Raw genomic sequence first — 15,716 nt, 5'->3', positions numbered from 1 at the left:
TTCGGGTAAGCTGTTGACTATCTAGGGCTGACTGACCATCCTTTGCAATCAGCGTTCTACCCTAAGAGAGATGCGATCGCTCCTGCTGCTGCCCAAAAAGCGATCGCCAGTGACGTTCCTATCCCAAGCAATGGCAGTTTTAAAGTTTAATCAAGAAGATGACAGCGATCGCATTGAGCCTAGTCATAATGAAATTTACAACTGATAATAATAATTTCTGTTTCTGTAATTTTATAAACTAAGCGATGTTCATCATTAATACGTCTTGACCAATAACCCTTGAGTTGATGTTTTAAGGGTTCGGGTTTGCCGATTCCAGAGAAGGGATGGCGCAATATATCATCAATTAAATCAACTATTTTTTTATAGAGTTTTTTGTTTTCTATCGCCCATTCATTGAATTGTTTAAAAGCTTTCGGATCAAATACTATATTTTTCACGCCATTCTTTTGTGGTGATTGTCACTAAGTTTTCTTGATTTTCTATTCTGTCAATAGCTTCCGATAATTGACGCTGATTGGCTTCTGTTGAAAGAAGATATTCGGTTGTATCGGGTTCAGAATCAGACACTAAAATAATGATATCCACATCCGTTCCTTCTTCTAGTTCCGCAGAATAAAGCTCTATTTTTCCTTCTCTACCAACAATTCCTTTCTGTTTAATCGCTCTAATCATGATTTTTTCTCTTAAGATGTCAAACAATTATGGCTATTATATCAAAATCAGCATGAGTTAGAACTAATGAAAAAAAAGCGATCGCCATTCCCCAAAAATTGATCCTTCCCAAAGCGATCGTCCTTGGCGTTCCCATCCCGAGCAATGACAATTTCAAAGTTTAATCAAGAAGATGACAGCGATCGCACTACAAGATCGGCAATCATAGTTCAATTCCATTGATCCAAATTTCATACTCGCTTATATCAACTTCATCATTCCAAACGATTCCGCTACCTGATGGATCAAGTTGAAAGTTTTTAAAGAAAGCATAGTTTTTAAGGGAAGAAAACATCGTTTTTTCTAGTAGATTTTCACAGTTATATTTTCTAGCTTGATGATTAGAAAAATGCACCAATAGAGTATAATTTTCAATGATTTCGGCTGATGTTATTTTGGGATAAAGCATTGTTTTATTTCAAAGGTGGTAATTTATTAAATTCTTGAGTGTTCCACATTTTCAATAATTCTGATTGATAGATTGTTGCCCATTCTACAACCATTTTTGTGGCTCTATTAGGTAAGTCTCCTTCAATGATTTCTAAGGTTTCCAGATTAAATAGGGCGTTATATTCTCCATAAATCGCATGAAAATGGGGAGGTGGATGATCGGCAAAAAAGATTTTAATGATAATTCCATAAAATCGAGTAATTTCTGGCATAAATCTATTTTTATAAGTCTTGCTTTATGACAAAAATATTATAACAAAGCTTGTTGGGTTTTGTTACCTCGACCTAAACGACAAGATCAGCAATCGCACTCCTCATCCCCAAAGAGCGATCGCCAGTGACGTTCCTATCCCAAGCAATGGCAGTTTTAAAGTTTAATCAAGAAGATAACAGCGATCGCACTACGTTCTTCGGCATCCCACTGACAGATGCCATCAATGTGCATGGTGCGTTCCCCAAAAGCGATCGCCGCAGTAGTAGGACTTGCATTAGGGAACGCACCCTAGGACTGAGTTATACATTGTTTTTCTTTGTCAGTTAAATCAATATATTCAGTTTGTATTCGTTTATTCTTGATTAGTATTCTAAAATAAGGACATTTCCCATTTACTGATAAATCTTTATCATCATTCCCTTTCCTGAATTTAATTATTTCAAATTGGTCGGGATTGAATTTATGTAAAAATGTTATTGGTACACCCATAACCCCCTTGAAGTCTAGGGGAATGTCTTGAGTTTTATTGACATTAATTCCATCATAATTGTCATATTTTGGATATTCAGCTTCATTGCCAAAATATCTTTTTGTGAGAGCCATATCTTCCTGTCGTTTTGATGTGTCTAAGTTGGTTAACCATAAACAATTATTTGGAGAAACTATTCTATTTCCAGAATTGTCAATACGAGCTTCTGTTCCATAAAGTTCATATTGTTCGGGAACAATGAAACCAGAAATACCTCTACCAAGATTTATTCCTAACCAGGCTTTGTTTTCTTTAATTAGTTTGAAAATTTCTTTATAGGTTATTGCATTAATATTGCCAATTATCAAAAACTTTTTGTCGTATTTAACTAATTGACCTACATATTCTCTGAATAATGAAAATGGGGGATTAGTAACAACAATATCAGACTTTTTTAATAGTTCAATACTTTCAGGACTACGAAAATCTCCATCCCCATTAAAGTAAATAATGTCAGTTAAACTAGGTTTATTTTTTTCTCTCTCTGTACCTGTATATTCAAAGAAAAAACCCTTTTCATCTTCTTCTGTATTAAATAAATCTCTCACTTGTTCTCGATAACAAGATGTTATTATTTTTTTTAGACCTAACTTTTTGAAGTTTGCAGCAAAATACTTAAAAAAGTTACTAATTCGGGGGTCATCGCAATTGCAATAAACTACTTTATTTTCAAAATGACTTTTATAATGTTGCAACTCGCTTTCTATATCTGAAAGTTGTGTATAAAACTCGTCACTTTTTAATTTTTTAGCATTTTGCAATAATTTATTTGTCGCATTTCTTACCATGTTCAACCTTTTTTGATTTAAAAATGTTTTGTTTTTAGTTATTTACTTTTGGTTATCTGATTAAATATTTCACTGCCTAATACTTGAAGAGAGGTTTTAGAAATTTCAAGCATAATATCAAACATTTTTTTGATATCCCATTTTTCTCCATTCCCTTGTGTGTATATAGAAGTTGCTTGAAGCATTATGGTTTTATCTTTATGTTTGACAAACTTATTCTTACACAAATTGGTATTAATTGGCATTCCATAATTTGCAGAAGTTAATCGATCTAATCTATTTAACGTTCCTGAATTATATTCGAGCGTTACAACCCTTCCATCGGGTGTTTTAATTGAAATATTTTCTGTTAAAAAATTTGAGCCTTCAAGAAATAAGACATAAGGAAAATGAGATTCAGATAACATCAAATTAGCGATTTCAGATATGTTTTTATGCGACCTTTCTATTGCATTACCAGCAGCCATCAAGTCTTGATTATTATTCTTACCTACCAGTTTACCGTTTTTGATATTTTCAATGTCTTTTCCTTGACGTTTAGCTTCCGAGACTAAAACGATTCTCCAATTACCGTTATCGTCTTTTACTTCTATTATTCCACCATCAGGTCTAATACTTGAATCTGATACAAAAAGGGTTTGCCCTAATTCTGGGTCAACTTTCTTTAATGCTTCGTTTATTTCTTCTTTTTTTATACTTCTTTTGTATTGAAAAGATAATTGAGGAAACTCCTTTTTAAGTTGGTCAATAACAAGATGTGAAATTTCTCCAACTATTGTTTCGTGTGATTTTGCTTCAGCCCCAAATATACCAGCTACACCTTTAGACTCTTTATGTTGATTCGTTAATCTTTTCGATTGATTTTTTTTAGACATAATGTATCTTTTCCTTACTTAAACTTTCTGCTTTCTGCTACGGGTAATGTATGTATAACTACATATTATACAGAAACTTTCTGTCTAACACTCTCCAGAGTAACGATAGGTGGAAACTTTCGGCATATTCCCCCATTTTAGCGCAATCGCCCGAACTTTTCCCCATATCATACCCAAGAGCATATTAGCCAGATTAAACAACGTCTTTTAAGTGGATTCCTAACAACAAGCTCAAATAAAATCGACTTTTCGGGAAGTGTAGCACTAAGTCTTCAATCCACCCCACAATTAACTAATTTTCGGGGAAAAAGTGCCTAAATTTTGCCACCGGCTGGCACTTTTTGAGGACAAAAAGTCCAAAAGTTTTATCCAACAAGGTTTTTAGCTCTATGCAGCCAACCCTATTTATTGGTGTACTTGCAAATGAAGGACATAATGACCTAAAATCAGGTTATCTGACCATAATTCGTACTCTAGACGCAAATATTCGGGGAAATTATTCCCCTCTAATTTGAGACTACGGGTATAGTTGCGGAGGCGAAAAGCGTAACCCGGTTGAGAACTTTCGGCATTTAACCAGAAGCGACTGACACCAAAAACCCCTTGCTCCCAAAAATGACGATAGGCGAATTTTCCCTGGCCCTGCATGGTCATAATTACCCGATTGGCCGAAATTTCTAGCCAAATTAATTTATTTTGATTATTTTCGGGTTTAAGTGTCTCTATTTCTGCGAGAGCGACTGGGGGTTGATTGAGGAGAAGATGAAACCGGTGGCGATCCTTTTGGTAGAGGGTAGCGGCAGTGTCTAAAGAGGAGAGGATGGGTAGATCTGTCGAGAGCAGACAGAAGGAAACGGGACGGCGGTGATGAGCAAGCATAGACTAGACTTAATGGTGTCCTTATCTCCACAATAGTCGATTCTCTGCCCACCGCTACCAGCACCGGAAATTTTTTTGAGAAAAAATCCAGAAAACACTTGCATTATTGAGGGACTTATGATTATAATTATTAATTGTGAGTAGCCTTCCTCGGTAGCTCAGTGGTAGAGCGGTCGGCTGTTAACCGATTGGTCGTAGGTTCGAATCCCACCCGGGGAGTTAATCAAAAATAGCAGCGGCAATAGTTTTTTGTTGCTGCTTTTTGCTCTGACTAGAGAATTTCAGCGATCGCATTTTCTGGGCCGACTAAAGAAATGTAAGGATTTTGAAAATATTTACTGGCTACCGATCGCGCTTGTTCGGGGGTAATCTGATTAATAGAATCCAGGAAAGTGCGATCAAATTCAATCCCCAAACCTAAGCTTTCATACCAACCGTATAATTGAGCGATTTCGGAGTTAGTTTGTTTACCGAGAGCATATTGACCCAATAACTTATTTTTAGCTGACTGTAACTCCTCCTCACTCAAAGTTACTTTATATAACCTTTCTGCTTCCTGACGCAATCCCGACAGGGCCATCGCTGTGTTTTGGGGTGCAGTTCCCATATAAATGACAAATTGGGAAGAATCGAGACGGGTGGGATAAAAAGCGGAAACATCGTAGGCTAATCCCCGTTTTTCTCGCAATTCCACGAATAAACGACTAGATAACCCATTCCCCAGATAGGTACTCAATAATTTTAAAACCGCATAATCATCCTCTTGTACAGAAGAGCCGGGGTATCCTAACATAACGATCGCCTGTTGACTAGCTTGGACGGTAGTTAAACAGGTGGGCTGAAAATCAAAAGCGGCGGGGGGTAAACTAGATAAAGGAAGATCGGGAATTGACCAACTGCCAAAAATTTCCGTCACTGCTTTTACTGCTTGCTCTAGGGTAATACGGCCAGAAAGACTAATTACCAAGTTATCGGGACGGAAAAAGCGACTATGATAGGCCAGCAGCTCCTCCCGTTGCAATTGAGAAACCGTTGCCTCCGTACCCAATAAAGACATACCATAGGGATGATCGGGGTACATAGCTGCGCGTAATTGATTAAAAGCCACATTAAAAGGCTGTTCCAATTGAGAGCGAATGCTTTGACGGGTGAGATTTTTCTCTAATTCGATTTCTGGAGGGGGAAAACTGGGAAAACGAATAATTTCCGCTGCTAGACGCAATATATCTAAAAAATCCTTGGTAACAGTCTTTAAACTAACCACAAAATAATCGGTCCCTGTGTCGGCACTTAAACCGGCCCCCGTGGACTCAACTCGATCAGCAATTTCTAGGGAAGATAACTTTTCTGTACCTTTAGTGAGCAGCACGGCTAAAAGACGAAATAAACCCGCTTTTTCGGTTTTTTCCCAACGAGTACCCGCATTTTTGAGGAAAATCCTCCCCGCAACCAACTCCACGGCCGTATTTTCCACCACTAAAAGAGTGATGCCATTTTCTAAGGTTAAGCGGTGAATGGGAGAAGCGGACATCGTTTATTCACAGGGTTGCATTATTGTAATAGCATATCGCTCCGGGGAGAGATACTGACGAGCCAGACGTTGTAGATCTGATGGTTGCAAACTTTGGATAACTTGGGGATAGATCGTGGCTAGGTCGGCAGCTCTCAGGGTTTGATAATATCCATAGAGTCCTGCTAATTGGCCCGGGGTTTCTGTGGAGAAAATATAATCGTTAGCTAATAACTGTTGAGTGCGGTGTAATTCTGCGGGGGTGACGGGATCATCGTGCAGATGTTGGAGATGTTCACAGATAATGCCTTCAATTGTCTCAGTTTGTGAGCTAGATAGCCAAGCGCCGATGGTAAAGAGACTGGAATCTCGTTGCAGGGAAAAATTACTGTTAATATCGAGGACGATTTGCGCTTCTTCCCGCAGCTGTCGCACTAACCGCGAACAGCGTCCCCCAGCAAGAATTACCGAAAGCAAGTCTAATCCAAAGGCATCTTCTAGGCGATCGCATCCTGGTCCCATCCATCCCATCAAGAGGCGACAATGTTCTAAGTGGGGTAAATATACTTGGGAACGACGAATTTCGATCAGGGGGGGTTCGGCAGCTACTAGATGGGAGGGGGATTCCGAGGGGACGGGAAATTCCCGAAAAGATTGCCGGATAATTTCTAAAGCGGCTTGGGGTTCAATTCCCCCGATAATCGCCACACACATATTTTCCGGTTGATAATAGGTGCGATGGAAACAGCGCATTTGATTGGGGGTTAATTGCTCTAAACAGGGTTGATCCCCTAGAATAGAGCGTCCGTAGGGATGGTTTTGATAGATACTTCCGCAGAGGGTTTGGTAGGCAATCCAATCGGGATCATCATAACAGGCCCGTAATTCTTCTAAAACTACATCTTTTTCCCGATAGAATTCCTCATCGTCAATCTCAGCATGGAGGAGAATTTCGGCCAGATGGGGTAGGGTATGTTCAATTTGGTCAACACTGGTGGTGAGATAGAAGTGTGCATAGTCGTGACTGGTGGCAGCGTTGGTCATGCCGCCACAATTTTCGATTAAATAGTCAAAGAGTCCGGGGGGAAGTTTTTTCGTCCCCTTAAAGATCATGTGTTCGAGAAAATGGGCCATACCTAACCATGGGTCGGGTTCAGCGATCGCACCTGCTTTAACCCACACATCTACTACCACCACAGGAGTCACGGGTAAGTACTGATGAATTACGGTTAAGCCGTGATCTAATTGCCATACCTGAGCGGGAAAAGAACTCGTTTGACACTGCGCTATCGACTTGATCAATGTCCGTTAACCAGATTTTTTGTTAAATTCTATACCTAGGTTATCTTATTCTCTTGCCTGTGCAACCATTAAAAAACTTTTGTCATGATTTCTAGATAATTCCGCCAAATATCGGCTATCTTGAAGCCATCAGGAGTCAGGAGTCAGTGGTCAGGAGTCAGGAGACAGGAGATTATTTTATTTATTCTCCCCACACCCCACACCCCAATTCATAATTCATAATTCATAATTCATAATTCTCCCCCCACACCCCACACCCCAATTCATAATTCCTACTAACTAAATGACTGAGCAAGACACTGACTGGATAGGGTTGATGATCGGCAATTCTCGGCTACATTGGGGGTATTTTCGCGGTCAAACCCTGTTAGCTTGTCTCGATACTCCCCACCTGAGGGAACCCCCAAGTAATGAATTTTTGCAACAAATTTTCCCTAAACTCTTGACAAATAAATGTAACTGTGAATTGGTTGTCGCTTCTGTGGTTCCTAGCCAAAAAGAATTATGGGCAAATTATGACAATTTACGGATAATTACTTTAAAAGATATTCCTTTACTGGATTTATATCCGACATTCGGCATCGATCGAGCTTTAGCTGTCTTAGGTGCGGGAAAAAAATATGGATTTCCCTGTTTAGTCATCGATGCGGGAACAGCCTTAACTTTTACGGGAGTGGATGGGGATAAAAAGCTAGTGGGGGGGGCAATTTTACCCGGGTTAAAGGTGCAATTAGCCAGTTTAAGGGAACGGACGGCAGCCTTACCAGAGGTTTCCTTACCGGAAAGATTACCGCAGATGTGGGCAAAAGAAACAGCAGAAGGGATAAGAAGTGGGATAATTTATACAATTTTGGCGGGAATAGAAAAATTCACTCAGGAATGGTTAAATTTATATCCAGAGAGCAGGATAATTTTAACGGGGGGAGATGGGGACTTAATTAGGGATTACTGCCAAGAAAACGCCATTAAATCGCTCCTAGTAGATGAGACGATCATTTTTCAGGGAATTGCCGCAGTTAAGGGAATCTCCTCGGGTTTAATTGACAAAGGCGAACCTATCTAGTAAAGTCGGAGAAAGTTTTCTCAACTTGGGAAATTTCTCAACAACTGGGCAAAAAATTCAGGATATAGTTATGGCGATCGTTCTAGTAACCGGTTCTGCTGGTTTAATCGGTTCCGAATCAGTGAGGTTTTTTTGTGATCGGGGTTATACTGTCGTCGGTATCGATAATAATATGCGTCAGGTATTTTTTGGCGAAGACGCTTCGACGGAGTGGAATCGAGCCAAATTATCCCAAGATTACGGGGATAAATACATTCACCACGCTGTGGATATTCGCGACCATGAAGCTATTGCAGCTATATTTAAAACCTATAGTCATGATATATCCTTAATTATCCACACGGCGGCGCAACCTTCCCACGATTGGGCAGCTAAAGATCCCTATATGGATTTTAGTGTCAATGCTAATGGAAGTTTAGTATTATTAGAAAATACTCGTCAACACTGTCCCCAAGCAGTATTTATTTTCTGTTCCACTAATAAAGTTTACGGGGATAGACCGAATGAATTGCCTTTAGTAGAAAAAGAACTACGTTGGGAAATCTCGGAAAATCATCCTTATTTTGCTCATGGTATTGACGAGTTGATGAGTATTGATGCTTGTAAACATTCCTTGTTCGGCGCATCGAAAGTGGCGGCGGATGTGCTAGTACAGGAATACGGCCGTTATTTTGAGATGAAAACTGCCTCTTTTCGTGGCGGTTGTTTAACCGGTCCCAGTCATTCGGGAACCCAATTACACGGGTTTTTATCCTACTTAATGAAATGTACGATGATTGGCAAAGAATACAGTATTTATGGGTATAAGGGTAAGCAGGTACGGGATAACATTCATAGTTACGATCTGGTCAATGCTTTCTATCATTTTTATCAGACTCCGCGAGTAGCAGAAGTTTATAATATCGGTGGTAGTCGCTTTAGTAATTGTTCCATGTTAGAAGCTATTCAAGAATGTGAAGCGATTGCGGATAAAAAGTTAAACTGGCAGTATGTGGAGACTAATCGCATTGGTGATCATATCTGGTGGATTTCTGATGTGAGTAAGTTTAAAAATCATTATCCTGATTGGCAGTTAACCTACACAGTAACAGATATTCTCAAAGAGATTTTTAGTCAAAACGTTAGCCGTTGGTTATAGTAGATCATTAGATTACTATGTCAAAACTATCTGGGTCTGTGCGTCTATGGGTTTAAAAAACTGGAGATGGTCAAATATGCTTGCTTTTAAATTTCCGAGCGAAAAAACTGAGTCAGATGAAAATAAATGGACTGAGAAAATATTATTGTTAATTTTTGCAGTTTGCTTAATCCATAGTTTGTGGGCGATTAGCAGGGGCTGGAATAATCCTTTGATAGATGCTCACGCCTTTCGTCAAACTCAAACGGCCATCTCGGTTTTTTATTTACTCAAAGGTAGTCCTTGGTTAGCCTATGAAACCCCTGTTTTAGGAGTGCCTTGGTCAATTCCGATGGAGTTTCCGCTCTATCAAGGAATAGTGGCTATTTTGGTCAAGCTTTTTCAGACTCCCATTGACCAAACTGGTAGATTTGTGAGTGCTTTTTTCTTTTATTTAAGTTTGATTCCTATATATGTAATCCTATCTTATTTACAAGTAGCGCGAGCTTTCCGTTGGCTGTTTTTGAGTTTATTTTTAGCCAGTCCCCTTTATCTGTTTTGGGCCAGAACATTCATGATTGAATCAACCGCCCTATTTTTCTCTTTAGCTTATCTTGCCTGTATTGCTGTTTATTTTCGCTATAAATCGCCAATTATTGCCTTATTAGCCTGTCTTTGTGGAATCGCTGCCAGTCTGACTAAAGTAACGACTATGGCTGGATTTTTAATTTTAGCTTGTGTCTGGATAGGTATTAATTGGTTCAAGAAAGACTCATCTCGTAACTTAGCGAAAGATTTATTGATACCGGTCGTTGTTTTTATAATCATACCCTTCCTTATAGCCAAAATTTGGGTTAACTTTACCGATGCCCAAAAGCTACTCAATCCCATGGCAGCAGATTTTATCACCTCGAAAGCTTTGAGAGATTGGAACTTTGGAACTATCGCTCAAAAATTATCTCGGTCACAGTGGAGAAATTATCTAACTATGACTCTAAATGACGTTTTTGGCGGATTGATAATCAGCGTTATGGCTTTAGTAATATTACCAATTTTCACCTCAAAAAAGTTACTAAGTTATGGTTTAAGTTTACTATTTATATTGACAGTAGCAATTTTTACTAATCTCCATTTTGTTCATAACTATTATCCCTATGCTAATGCTATCTTTCTCCTCGGTGCTTCTGGATTTACCATCATGGGGTTAATAGAGAAAAAACGGAAAATTTGGCAGTCTGTAGGCTGGTTTTTCCTAGCTTTAATTTTGTTATCACAACTGCAATTTTACCGAGCTTTCTGGTATCCTAAAACAAAATTTTATAGTATCAATTACTTAGAAATTGCCTCTCAAGTCCAAAGTATTACTTCTTCTGATGGTGTTTTGTTAATCTACGGACATCAATGGAATTCAATGATACCTTACTACAGTCAACGTCGTGCCTTAATGATTTATAGTGAAGCAAGTGAGGAAGAATTAAAAAATGCTTTCTCTGAGTTATCAAGAGCTAATCATCAAGTTGAGGCGATAGTTTTTTGCAACGAAACAAGAGAAAACCGAGAAGATAAAAAATATTTAAATAGCCTGTATAATCCTAATGACAAGCCCGTTTTTTCTAACAAACGTTGTGATATATACACAACAAGACACGGTAAATAAGAGATAATTATCTGTAATTTATATTGAGTTGAGTTCCTTATGTTAACTAAAATCTACAATAATAAAATTTTTCGATTTCTCATTGCTGGGGGAGTGGCATTTTTAATCAACTTATTCTTCATTTATTGGTTCATTGACGACTTAGGATTTAATACCCCATTTCTGAAGAATGTTGCTAATGTTATTTCGATAGAAATATCTTTAATTGCTAGTTTCTTTATCTATAGAATCTGGGTGTGGACTGGGGGAGATTGGACAATTAGAGATGTGATTTTGATACAACTTCCTCTCTATCATCTCTCGGCAGGTTTAGCAGTTTTACTGCGAGTTTTTTTGATATTTCCCTTCTTAAACTGGTTAGGAATTAGCCCCGGAGTTAACACAATGATTGGGGTTTTACTGGGAGCTAGTATTAATTATGTTGCCAGTGATAGCCTAATTTTTAAACCCAAGAATAAGACTAATGAGACAGAAATGTACTATCCCGAAGGATTAGCACCAGCTTTCGAGATGGACGGTTACTCTCACCCACGTCAATCAAGGGATAACTATGCAGTAAAAACCTTATCAATAGTTATTCCTGCTTACAACGAAGAAGATTGCATCGAAAGCACTACTCACTTAATATCTGAACGTTTAGAAGAGGATAAAATTGATTATGAAATCCTAGTTGTTAATGACAATAGCAAAGATAACACCGAAGCAGTTCTGCAAAAAATCAACCAAGAAAATCCTCGGATTCGCTACGTCAATAACTATTATCCCAACGGGTTTGGTTTTGCGGTGCGCTGTGGATTAGAAAATTTTAGCGGGGATGCAGTGGCAGTAGTAATGGCAGATAATTCCGACTCTCCCGATAACATGGTGGACTATTATTATAAACTCCAAGAAGGCTACGATTGCGTTTTTGGTTCTCGTTTTATCAAAGGAGGAAAAGTTATTGATTATCCCATTCACAAGTTATTCATTAATCGTTTGGCTAATCTATTCATTCAAGTTTTATTTGGGCTAAAATTTAATGATACCACTAACGCCTTTAAAATCTATCGGAAGGAGGTTATCGAAGGAATCTCACCTCTACTGTCTCACCATTTTAATTTAACAGTAGAGATGCCCTTAAAAGCAATCGTGCGAGGATATTCCTACACGACAATTCCCATCACTTGGCGCAATCGTACCACGGGGATTTCCAAGTTAAAACTCAAGGAAATGGGTAGTCGTTATTTATTTATAGTTCTCTCTATCTGGTTAGAAAAACACCTTTCTAGAGGCGACTATAAGCGCAAAAAGAAAAAGAATCAAGTCGGTTGATAATTATTATCTAGTGGAGTATTTTTGATGACTAGGCAAGTGTTAATTACTGGTGGTGCGGGTTTTGTGGGCAGTTCTTTAGGTTTAGGATTAGCCCAACTCTATCCCGACTGGAAAATTATCGCTTTAGATAACTTAAAACGTCGCGGTTCTGAATTAAATATTCCCCGTCTCAAACAAGCGGGAATTGAATTTGTTCATGGAGATGTCAGAAATGCAGAAGACTTAGAAGCATCCGCTTTGCCAGTGGATTTAATCCTAGAATGTTCGGCAGAACCTTCCGTTTTAGCTGGTTATAATTCTCCTGGCTATGTTTTGCAGACTAACTTAATTGGAACGATTAACTGTTTAGAATTAGCTAGACAAACCCAAGCTGATTTTATTTTTCTCTCCACCAGCAGAGTTTATCCTATCGCCTATCTTAATCAATTAAACTATACAGAAACAGATACTCGTTTTCAGTTATCTGAACAGCAAGATTTACCTGGGGTTTCTGCTTTTGGTATTAGTGAACAATTTCCCTTAGATTTGCCCCGTTCTCTCTACGGTTCCACTAAGTTAGCATCGGAACTGATTATTAATGAATATGGGGATGCCTACGGATTAAGAACTTTAATTAATCGCTGTGGAGTTTTAACTGGTCCTTGGCAAATGGGAAAAGTTGATCAGGGAGTTTTTGCCCTTTGGGTGGCTAATCATTACTTTCAGAAGTCCTTAAAATACATCGGTTATGGGGGTACGGGGAAACAGGTTAGAGATTTTCTTCATGTAGCTGATTTACTTGATTTAATCGATATTCAGATTGCTAATTTAGAACAATTCAAAGGGCAGACTTTTAATGTGGGGGGTGGGCAAGATTTTTCCTTTTCCCTTTATGAAACTACAAAACTATGTCAAGAAATCACGGGCAATAGTATAATGATTGAGGCAATTCCCGAAAATCGTACCGGAGATATGCCAATTTTTATCACTGATTCTCGCAAAATCAGTTCTATAACTGGATGGCAACCCCAGCGAGACGGTAGAAAATTAATCCAAGATATCTTTGATTGGATTTATAATCACGAGAAGGAATTAAAAGGAATTTTTTAACTCAAAAATTATGCACAAAAAATCTCTCGATTTACCTGTATTCGTCAAGGGAATACTAATTATTATTACTGCCTACTTTTTTCTGGCAAATTTGCCTATTATTGATCGGTTAAAAAGGGGCTTAGATGCTTCTTGGGCTTTTGCTATTAGTGATGCCGCCCATAAACAGTTAATTTTTGGCCAAGATATTATCTTCACCTATGGACCCCTAGGCTATCTGATTCATGGCACATCTTTAAATTACAACTTTTCCCAAATTATCTATTTTCGCTGGTTGATACACCTTTGTCTATTAGCGGTGGTTATTCTCAGATTATTATTTATTAAAAGCTATAGCAATCAAATAGTTTTTGTGCTGTCAATTATTTTTGCTACTCTAGTAGGAAATCCCTACAACAGTATCGGCTTTACTGTTGATTATCAGATGACATTTATCCTCCTGATACTCATGTCTTTTGATAACTTTTTTCAAAAGTACATCAATTATTTAGCTATAGCTATTGGCATGATCACTGGTTTCTCTATACTCACCAAACTAACTCTAGGAATTTATCTAGCAGGCAGCCTGTTTATCTACATAATCGTTAATATTGTTCGGGGATATTTTCAGAAGTCACCATCGATAGTTATAAAAAATGTTCTCGCTGGTATTAACTTAACTTTAAGCATTCCTTCCATTGCCTTTATTTTTCTCTATCCAGCTGCCTCTAACCGAGCCTTTATCCACATTATAGTTAATTTTTGCATTGCTGGAGGAGTGGCTTTAACTCTCTGGTTTATCGTCAGATCTGCCCGCCTATCGGCACCCCCCTTATTAAGAGAGGCAAGGGGTATCAAAGGCAGAATCTATCTTCTATTTAATCATAACCACTTACTTAACTTCTTACCTCTGTTAGTATTTTATGGGCTTTATGGGTTACTTCTTATCCAAACAATTAATCTAGATAATTTTCCCTCTCTCATGGAATATTTGAGCAATTCTTGGCAAATTTCTTCTGGTTATTCCAGTGCGATGAGTATTGTAGGAAATTACCCGCGTTTACTAATCGCTTTGCTCTGCTTTGCCTTAAGTTTGCTTTTAATGTCTCTGGCAATTATAGACCAAAAAATTAGTCTGGCTATTGCCTATATTTTTCCCATATTTTTGTCATTTAAGCATGGATTTGTTCGGCAAGATGCTCACGTTGTTGTTTTTACACTTGTGGTTATTCTCTTAGCTTCTCTCTATACAACAATTATTAAAAAATCTCGGTTTAAGAAAATTACTTATTGTGCTTGGGGAATAATTTTTTTGGGATGTATTATTATCACCTCTAGTCCTAATTCAACCATACTGGAAAATGCTCGCCAGTGGAGTAATTTCAGTCCCGATAGGGTGGCTAATAATATTGGGGTTGTCATTTCCTCTATCCTTAATCCCACAGAATTAAAAATGCGAGGTGAAAGGAGTACAACTCAAAATTTACAAGTCATTGCTACCGCTACCAAAATACCCGATTCTGTGCTGGAAAAAGTGCAAGGCAAAACTATTGATATAATTCCCTGGGAATTTTCACTTATTCCGGGCAATCAGCTTAATTGGAAACCGCGGCCGATTATTCAATCCTATTCTGCTTATACAGAAAAACTGGATGAACTAAATTACCAAAGCTTATCTAAATCTCCCAGAGATTATCTGATTTATCACTTTCAATCTATTGATCGCAGACATCCTTTTTTTGATGAACCTAAAGCCTTTTCCTATGTGGTTTGTAATTATCAACTTGACTCGGTAAATTCGCCCTTCCGCGTCCCCGCAATCAAAACCAACTTTTATCTTCTAGAAAGACAAAAAGTCAGTCGTTGCAGTCCAACCCCTCTAGGAGAGACCACTAATATTACTTGGGATCAAGTCTATGAATTACCTACTCGTAATAGTGGGATTACTCGTGTTCAAGTTAAATTTGAATATTCTTGGTTGGGTAAAATAATCAAAAAAATATTTAGAATCCCTCCCGTGATAATTAACGTTAATTATCTCGATGGAACTCAAGCCAATTTTCGCTTTGTTCAAGATAATTCAGCTAATGGATTTAGGGAGCATCCCACTTTTGCAATAAGCAATTGTACTTAGATGCGAAATACTTATATGGCAAGCCTTTTCGGGAGTTCATAGATTTTCAACGGTTCTCTAAATTGTGTGATTGGAACCAGAATCGTTATTACAAAAGCCTTC

The 15,716-nt window shown here is 38.2% G+C and carries 15 protein-coding genes and 1 tRNA gene; 7 read left to right on the top strand and 9 right to left on the bottom strand.

From position 1 onward, the window contains the following. Positions 1–179: 179 nt before the first annotated feature. The 7 genes from O9323_RS19555 to O9323_RS19525 all read right to left on the bottom strand — a co-directional run bounded on the left by O9323_RS19555 (position 180) and on the right by O9323_RS19525 (position 4,449). Positions 180–440 (bottom strand): Txe/YoeB family addiction module toxin, encoded by a 261-nt coding sequence (locus O9323_RS19555; protein WP_002777946.1) that lies wholly within the window; start codon positions 438–440, stop codon positions 180–182. Then, a complete protein-coding gene (locus tag O9323_RS19550; RefSeq protein ID WP_002737836.1) occupies positions 421–675 on the bottom strand; it encodes a hypothetical protein in 255 nt (84 codons plus the stop codon). The genes O9323_RS19555 and O9323_RS19550 overlap by 20 nt, the downstream gene beginning before the upstream one ends. 202 nt (positions 676–877) lie before the next feature. Then, a complete protein-coding gene (locus tag O9323_RS19545) occupies positions 878–1,123 on the bottom strand; it encodes a DUF2442 domain-containing protein (protein WP_002737254.1) in 246 nt (81 codons plus the stop codon). Positions 1,124–1,127: 4 nt separating this feature from the next. Next, positions 1,128–1,376, bottom strand: a complete 249-nt coding sequence (locus O9323_RS19540) for a DUF4160 domain-containing protein (RefSeq protein WP_002736965.1) — start codon at positions 1,374–1,376, stop codon at positions 1,128–1,130. A 290-nt stretch (positions 1,377–1,666) separates the two neighbouring features. Continuing rightward, positions 1,667–2,695 carry an adenine-specific methyltransferase EcoRI family protein gene (locus O9323_RS19535; protein ID WP_002756269.1) on the bottom strand — a complete coding sequence of 343 codons (1,029 nt, stop codon included), beginning with the start codon at positions 2,693–2,695 and terminating at the stop codon, positions 1,667–1,669. A gap of 38 nt (positions 2,696–2,733) precedes the next feature. Beyond that, complete coding sequence (locus O9323_RS19530) at positions 2,734–3,570, bottom strand: EcoRI family type II restriction endonuclease (protein WP_002756270.1); 837 nt, start codon at positions 3,568–3,570, stop codon at positions 2,734–2,736. A 405-nt stretch (positions 3,571–3,975) separates the two neighbouring features. Continuing rightward, a complete protein-coding gene (locus tag O9323_RS19525; RefSeq protein WP_002756271.1) occupies positions 3,976–4,449 on the bottom strand; it encodes a hypothetical protein in 474 nt (157 codons plus the stop codon). Positions 4,450–4,596: 147 nt separating this feature from the next. On the opposite strand from O9323_RS19525, the gene O9323_RS19520 reads away from it, so the two are divergent. After that, positions 4,597–4,668: transfer RNA gene (locus O9323_RS19520), tRNA-Asn, on the top strand. A gap of 52 nt (positions 4,669–4,720) precedes the next feature. Here O9323_RS19520 and O9323_RS19515 read toward each other — a convergent pair. Continuing rightward, positions 4,721–5,980 (bottom strand): M16 family metallopeptidase, encoded by a 1,260-nt coding sequence (locus O9323_RS19515; protein WP_288125609.1) that lies wholly within the window; start codon positions 5,978–5,980, stop codon positions 4,721–4,723. Between the two features lie 3 nt (positions 5,981–5,983). Then, positions 5,984–7,261: a M16 family metallopeptidase gene (locus tag O9323_RS19510; RefSeq protein ID WP_288125608.1), complete on the bottom strand. Its 1,278-nt coding sequence runs from the start codon at positions 7,259–7,261 to the stop codon at positions 5,984–5,986. Positions 7,262–7,544: 283 nt separating this feature from the next. Here O9323_RS19510 and O9323_RS19505 point away from each other — a divergent pair, with 283 nt between their 5' ends. The 6 genes from O9323_RS19505 to O9323_RS19480 all read left to right on the top strand — a co-directional run bounded on the left by O9323_RS19505 (position 7,545) and on the right by O9323_RS19480 (position 15,614). Then, a complete protein-coding gene (locus tag O9323_RS19505) occupies positions 7,545–8,324 on the top strand; it encodes a pantothenate kinase (RefSeq protein ID WP_002756275.1) in 780 nt (259 codons plus the stop codon). A gap of 70 nt (positions 8,325–8,394) precedes the next feature. Next, positions 8,395–9,462, top strand: coding sequence for an NAD-dependent epimerase/dehydratase family protein (locus tag O9323_RS19500; RefSeq protein WP_002756277.1), 1,068 nt, complete (start codon positions 8,395–8,397; stop codon positions 9,460–9,462). 76 nt (positions 9,463–9,538) lie between these two features. Then, positions 9,539–11,098 carry an ArnT family glycosyltransferase gene (locus O9323_RS19495; protein ID WP_288125606.1) on the top strand — a complete coding sequence of 520 codons (1,560 nt, stop codon included), beginning with the start codon at positions 9,539–9,541 and terminating at the stop codon, positions 11,096–11,098. Between the two features lie 39 nt (positions 11,099–11,137). Continuing rightward, on the top strand, positions 11,138–12,409 hold the full coding sequence (locus tag O9323_RS19490) for a glycosyltransferase (RefSeq protein WP_288125605.1): 1,272 nt from the start codon (positions 11,138–11,140) through the stop codon (positions 12,407–12,409). Between the two features lie 27 nt (positions 12,410–12,436). Continuing rightward, positions 12,437–13,501: an NAD-dependent epimerase/dehydratase family protein gene (locus O9323_RS19485; protein ID WP_149107131.1), complete on the top strand. Its 1,065-nt coding sequence runs from the start codon at positions 12,437–12,439 to the stop codon at positions 13,499–13,501. A 10-nt stretch (positions 13,502–13,511) separates the two neighbouring features. Beyond that, the gene (locus O9323_RS19480) at positions 13,512–15,614 is read left to right on the top strand and encodes a hypothetical protein (RefSeq protein ID WP_288125604.1); all 2,103 of its coding nucleotides are present in this window, start codon (positions 13,512–13,514) and stop codon (positions 15,612–15,614) included. Positions 15,615–15,716: the final 102 nt, after the last annotated feature.

It is taken from the genome of Microcystis sp. LE19-131.1A (assembly GCF_027532015.1).
Classification (GTDB): Bacteria; Cyanobacteriota; Cyanobacteriia; order Cyanobacteriales; family Microcystaceae; genus Microcystis; species Microcystis ichthyoblabe_A.
The sequence above is the reverse complement of the archived record's forward strand: the minus strand, read 5'-3'. Positions and strand labels throughout refer to the sequence as shown.

What these genes read in the sequence shown, in the direction of transcription:
- O9323_RS19480 (WP_288125604.1), top strand. Translation starts at nt 13,512, where the DNA reads ATGCACAAAAAATCTCTCGATTTACCTGTATTCGTCAAGGGAATACTA.
- O9323_RS19505 (WP_002756275.1), top strand. Translation starts at nt 7,545, where the DNA reads ATGACTGAGCAAGACACTGACTGGATAGGGTTGATGATCGGCAATTCT.
- O9323_RS19540 (WP_002736965.1), bottom strand. Translation starts at nt 1,376, where the DNA reads ATGCCAGAAATTACTCGATTTTATGGAATTATCATTAAAATCTTTTTT.
- O9323_RS19545 (WP_002737254.1), bottom strand. Translation starts at nt 1,123, where the DNA reads ATGCTTTATCCCAAAATAACATCAGCCGAAATCATTGAAAATTATACT.
- O9323_RS19525 (WP_002756271.1), bottom strand. Translation starts at nt 4,449, where the DNA reads ATGCTTGCTCATCACCGCCGTCCCGTTTCCTTCTGTCTGCTCTCGACA.
- O9323_RS19550 (WP_002737836.1), bottom strand. Translation starts at nt 675, where the DNA reads ATGATTAGAGCGATTAAACAGAAAGGAATTGTTGGTAGAGAAGGAAAA.
- O9323_RS19495 (WP_288125606.1), top strand. Translation starts at nt 9,539, where the DNA reads ATGCTTGCTTTTAAATTTCCGAGCGAAAAAACTGAGTCAGATGAAAAT.
- O9323_RS19530 (WP_002756270.1), bottom strand. Translation starts at nt 3,570, where the DNA reads ATGTCTAAAAAAAATCAATCGAAAAGATTAACGAATCAACATAAAGAG.
- O9323_RS19485 (WP_149107131.1), top strand. Translation starts at nt 12,437, where the DNA reads ATGACTAGGCAAGTGTTAATTACTGGTGGTGCGGGTTTTGTGGGCAGT.
- O9323_RS19515 (WP_288125609.1), bottom strand. Translation starts at nt 5,980, where the DNA reads ATGTCCGCTTCTCCCATTCACCGCTTAACCTTAGAAAATGGCATCACT.
- O9323_RS19500 (WP_002756277.1), top strand. Translation starts at nt 8,395, where the DNA reads ATGGCGATCGTTCTAGTAACCGGTTCTGCTGGTTTAATCGGTTCCGAA.
- O9323_RS19535 (WP_002756269.1), bottom strand. Translation starts at nt 2,695, where the DNA reads ATGGTAAGAAATGCGACAAATAAATTATTGCAAAATGCTAAAAAATTA.
- O9323_RS19490 (WP_288125605.1), top strand. Translation starts at nt 11,138, where the DNA reads ATGTTAACTAAAATCTACAATAATAAAATTTTTCGATTTCTCATTGCT.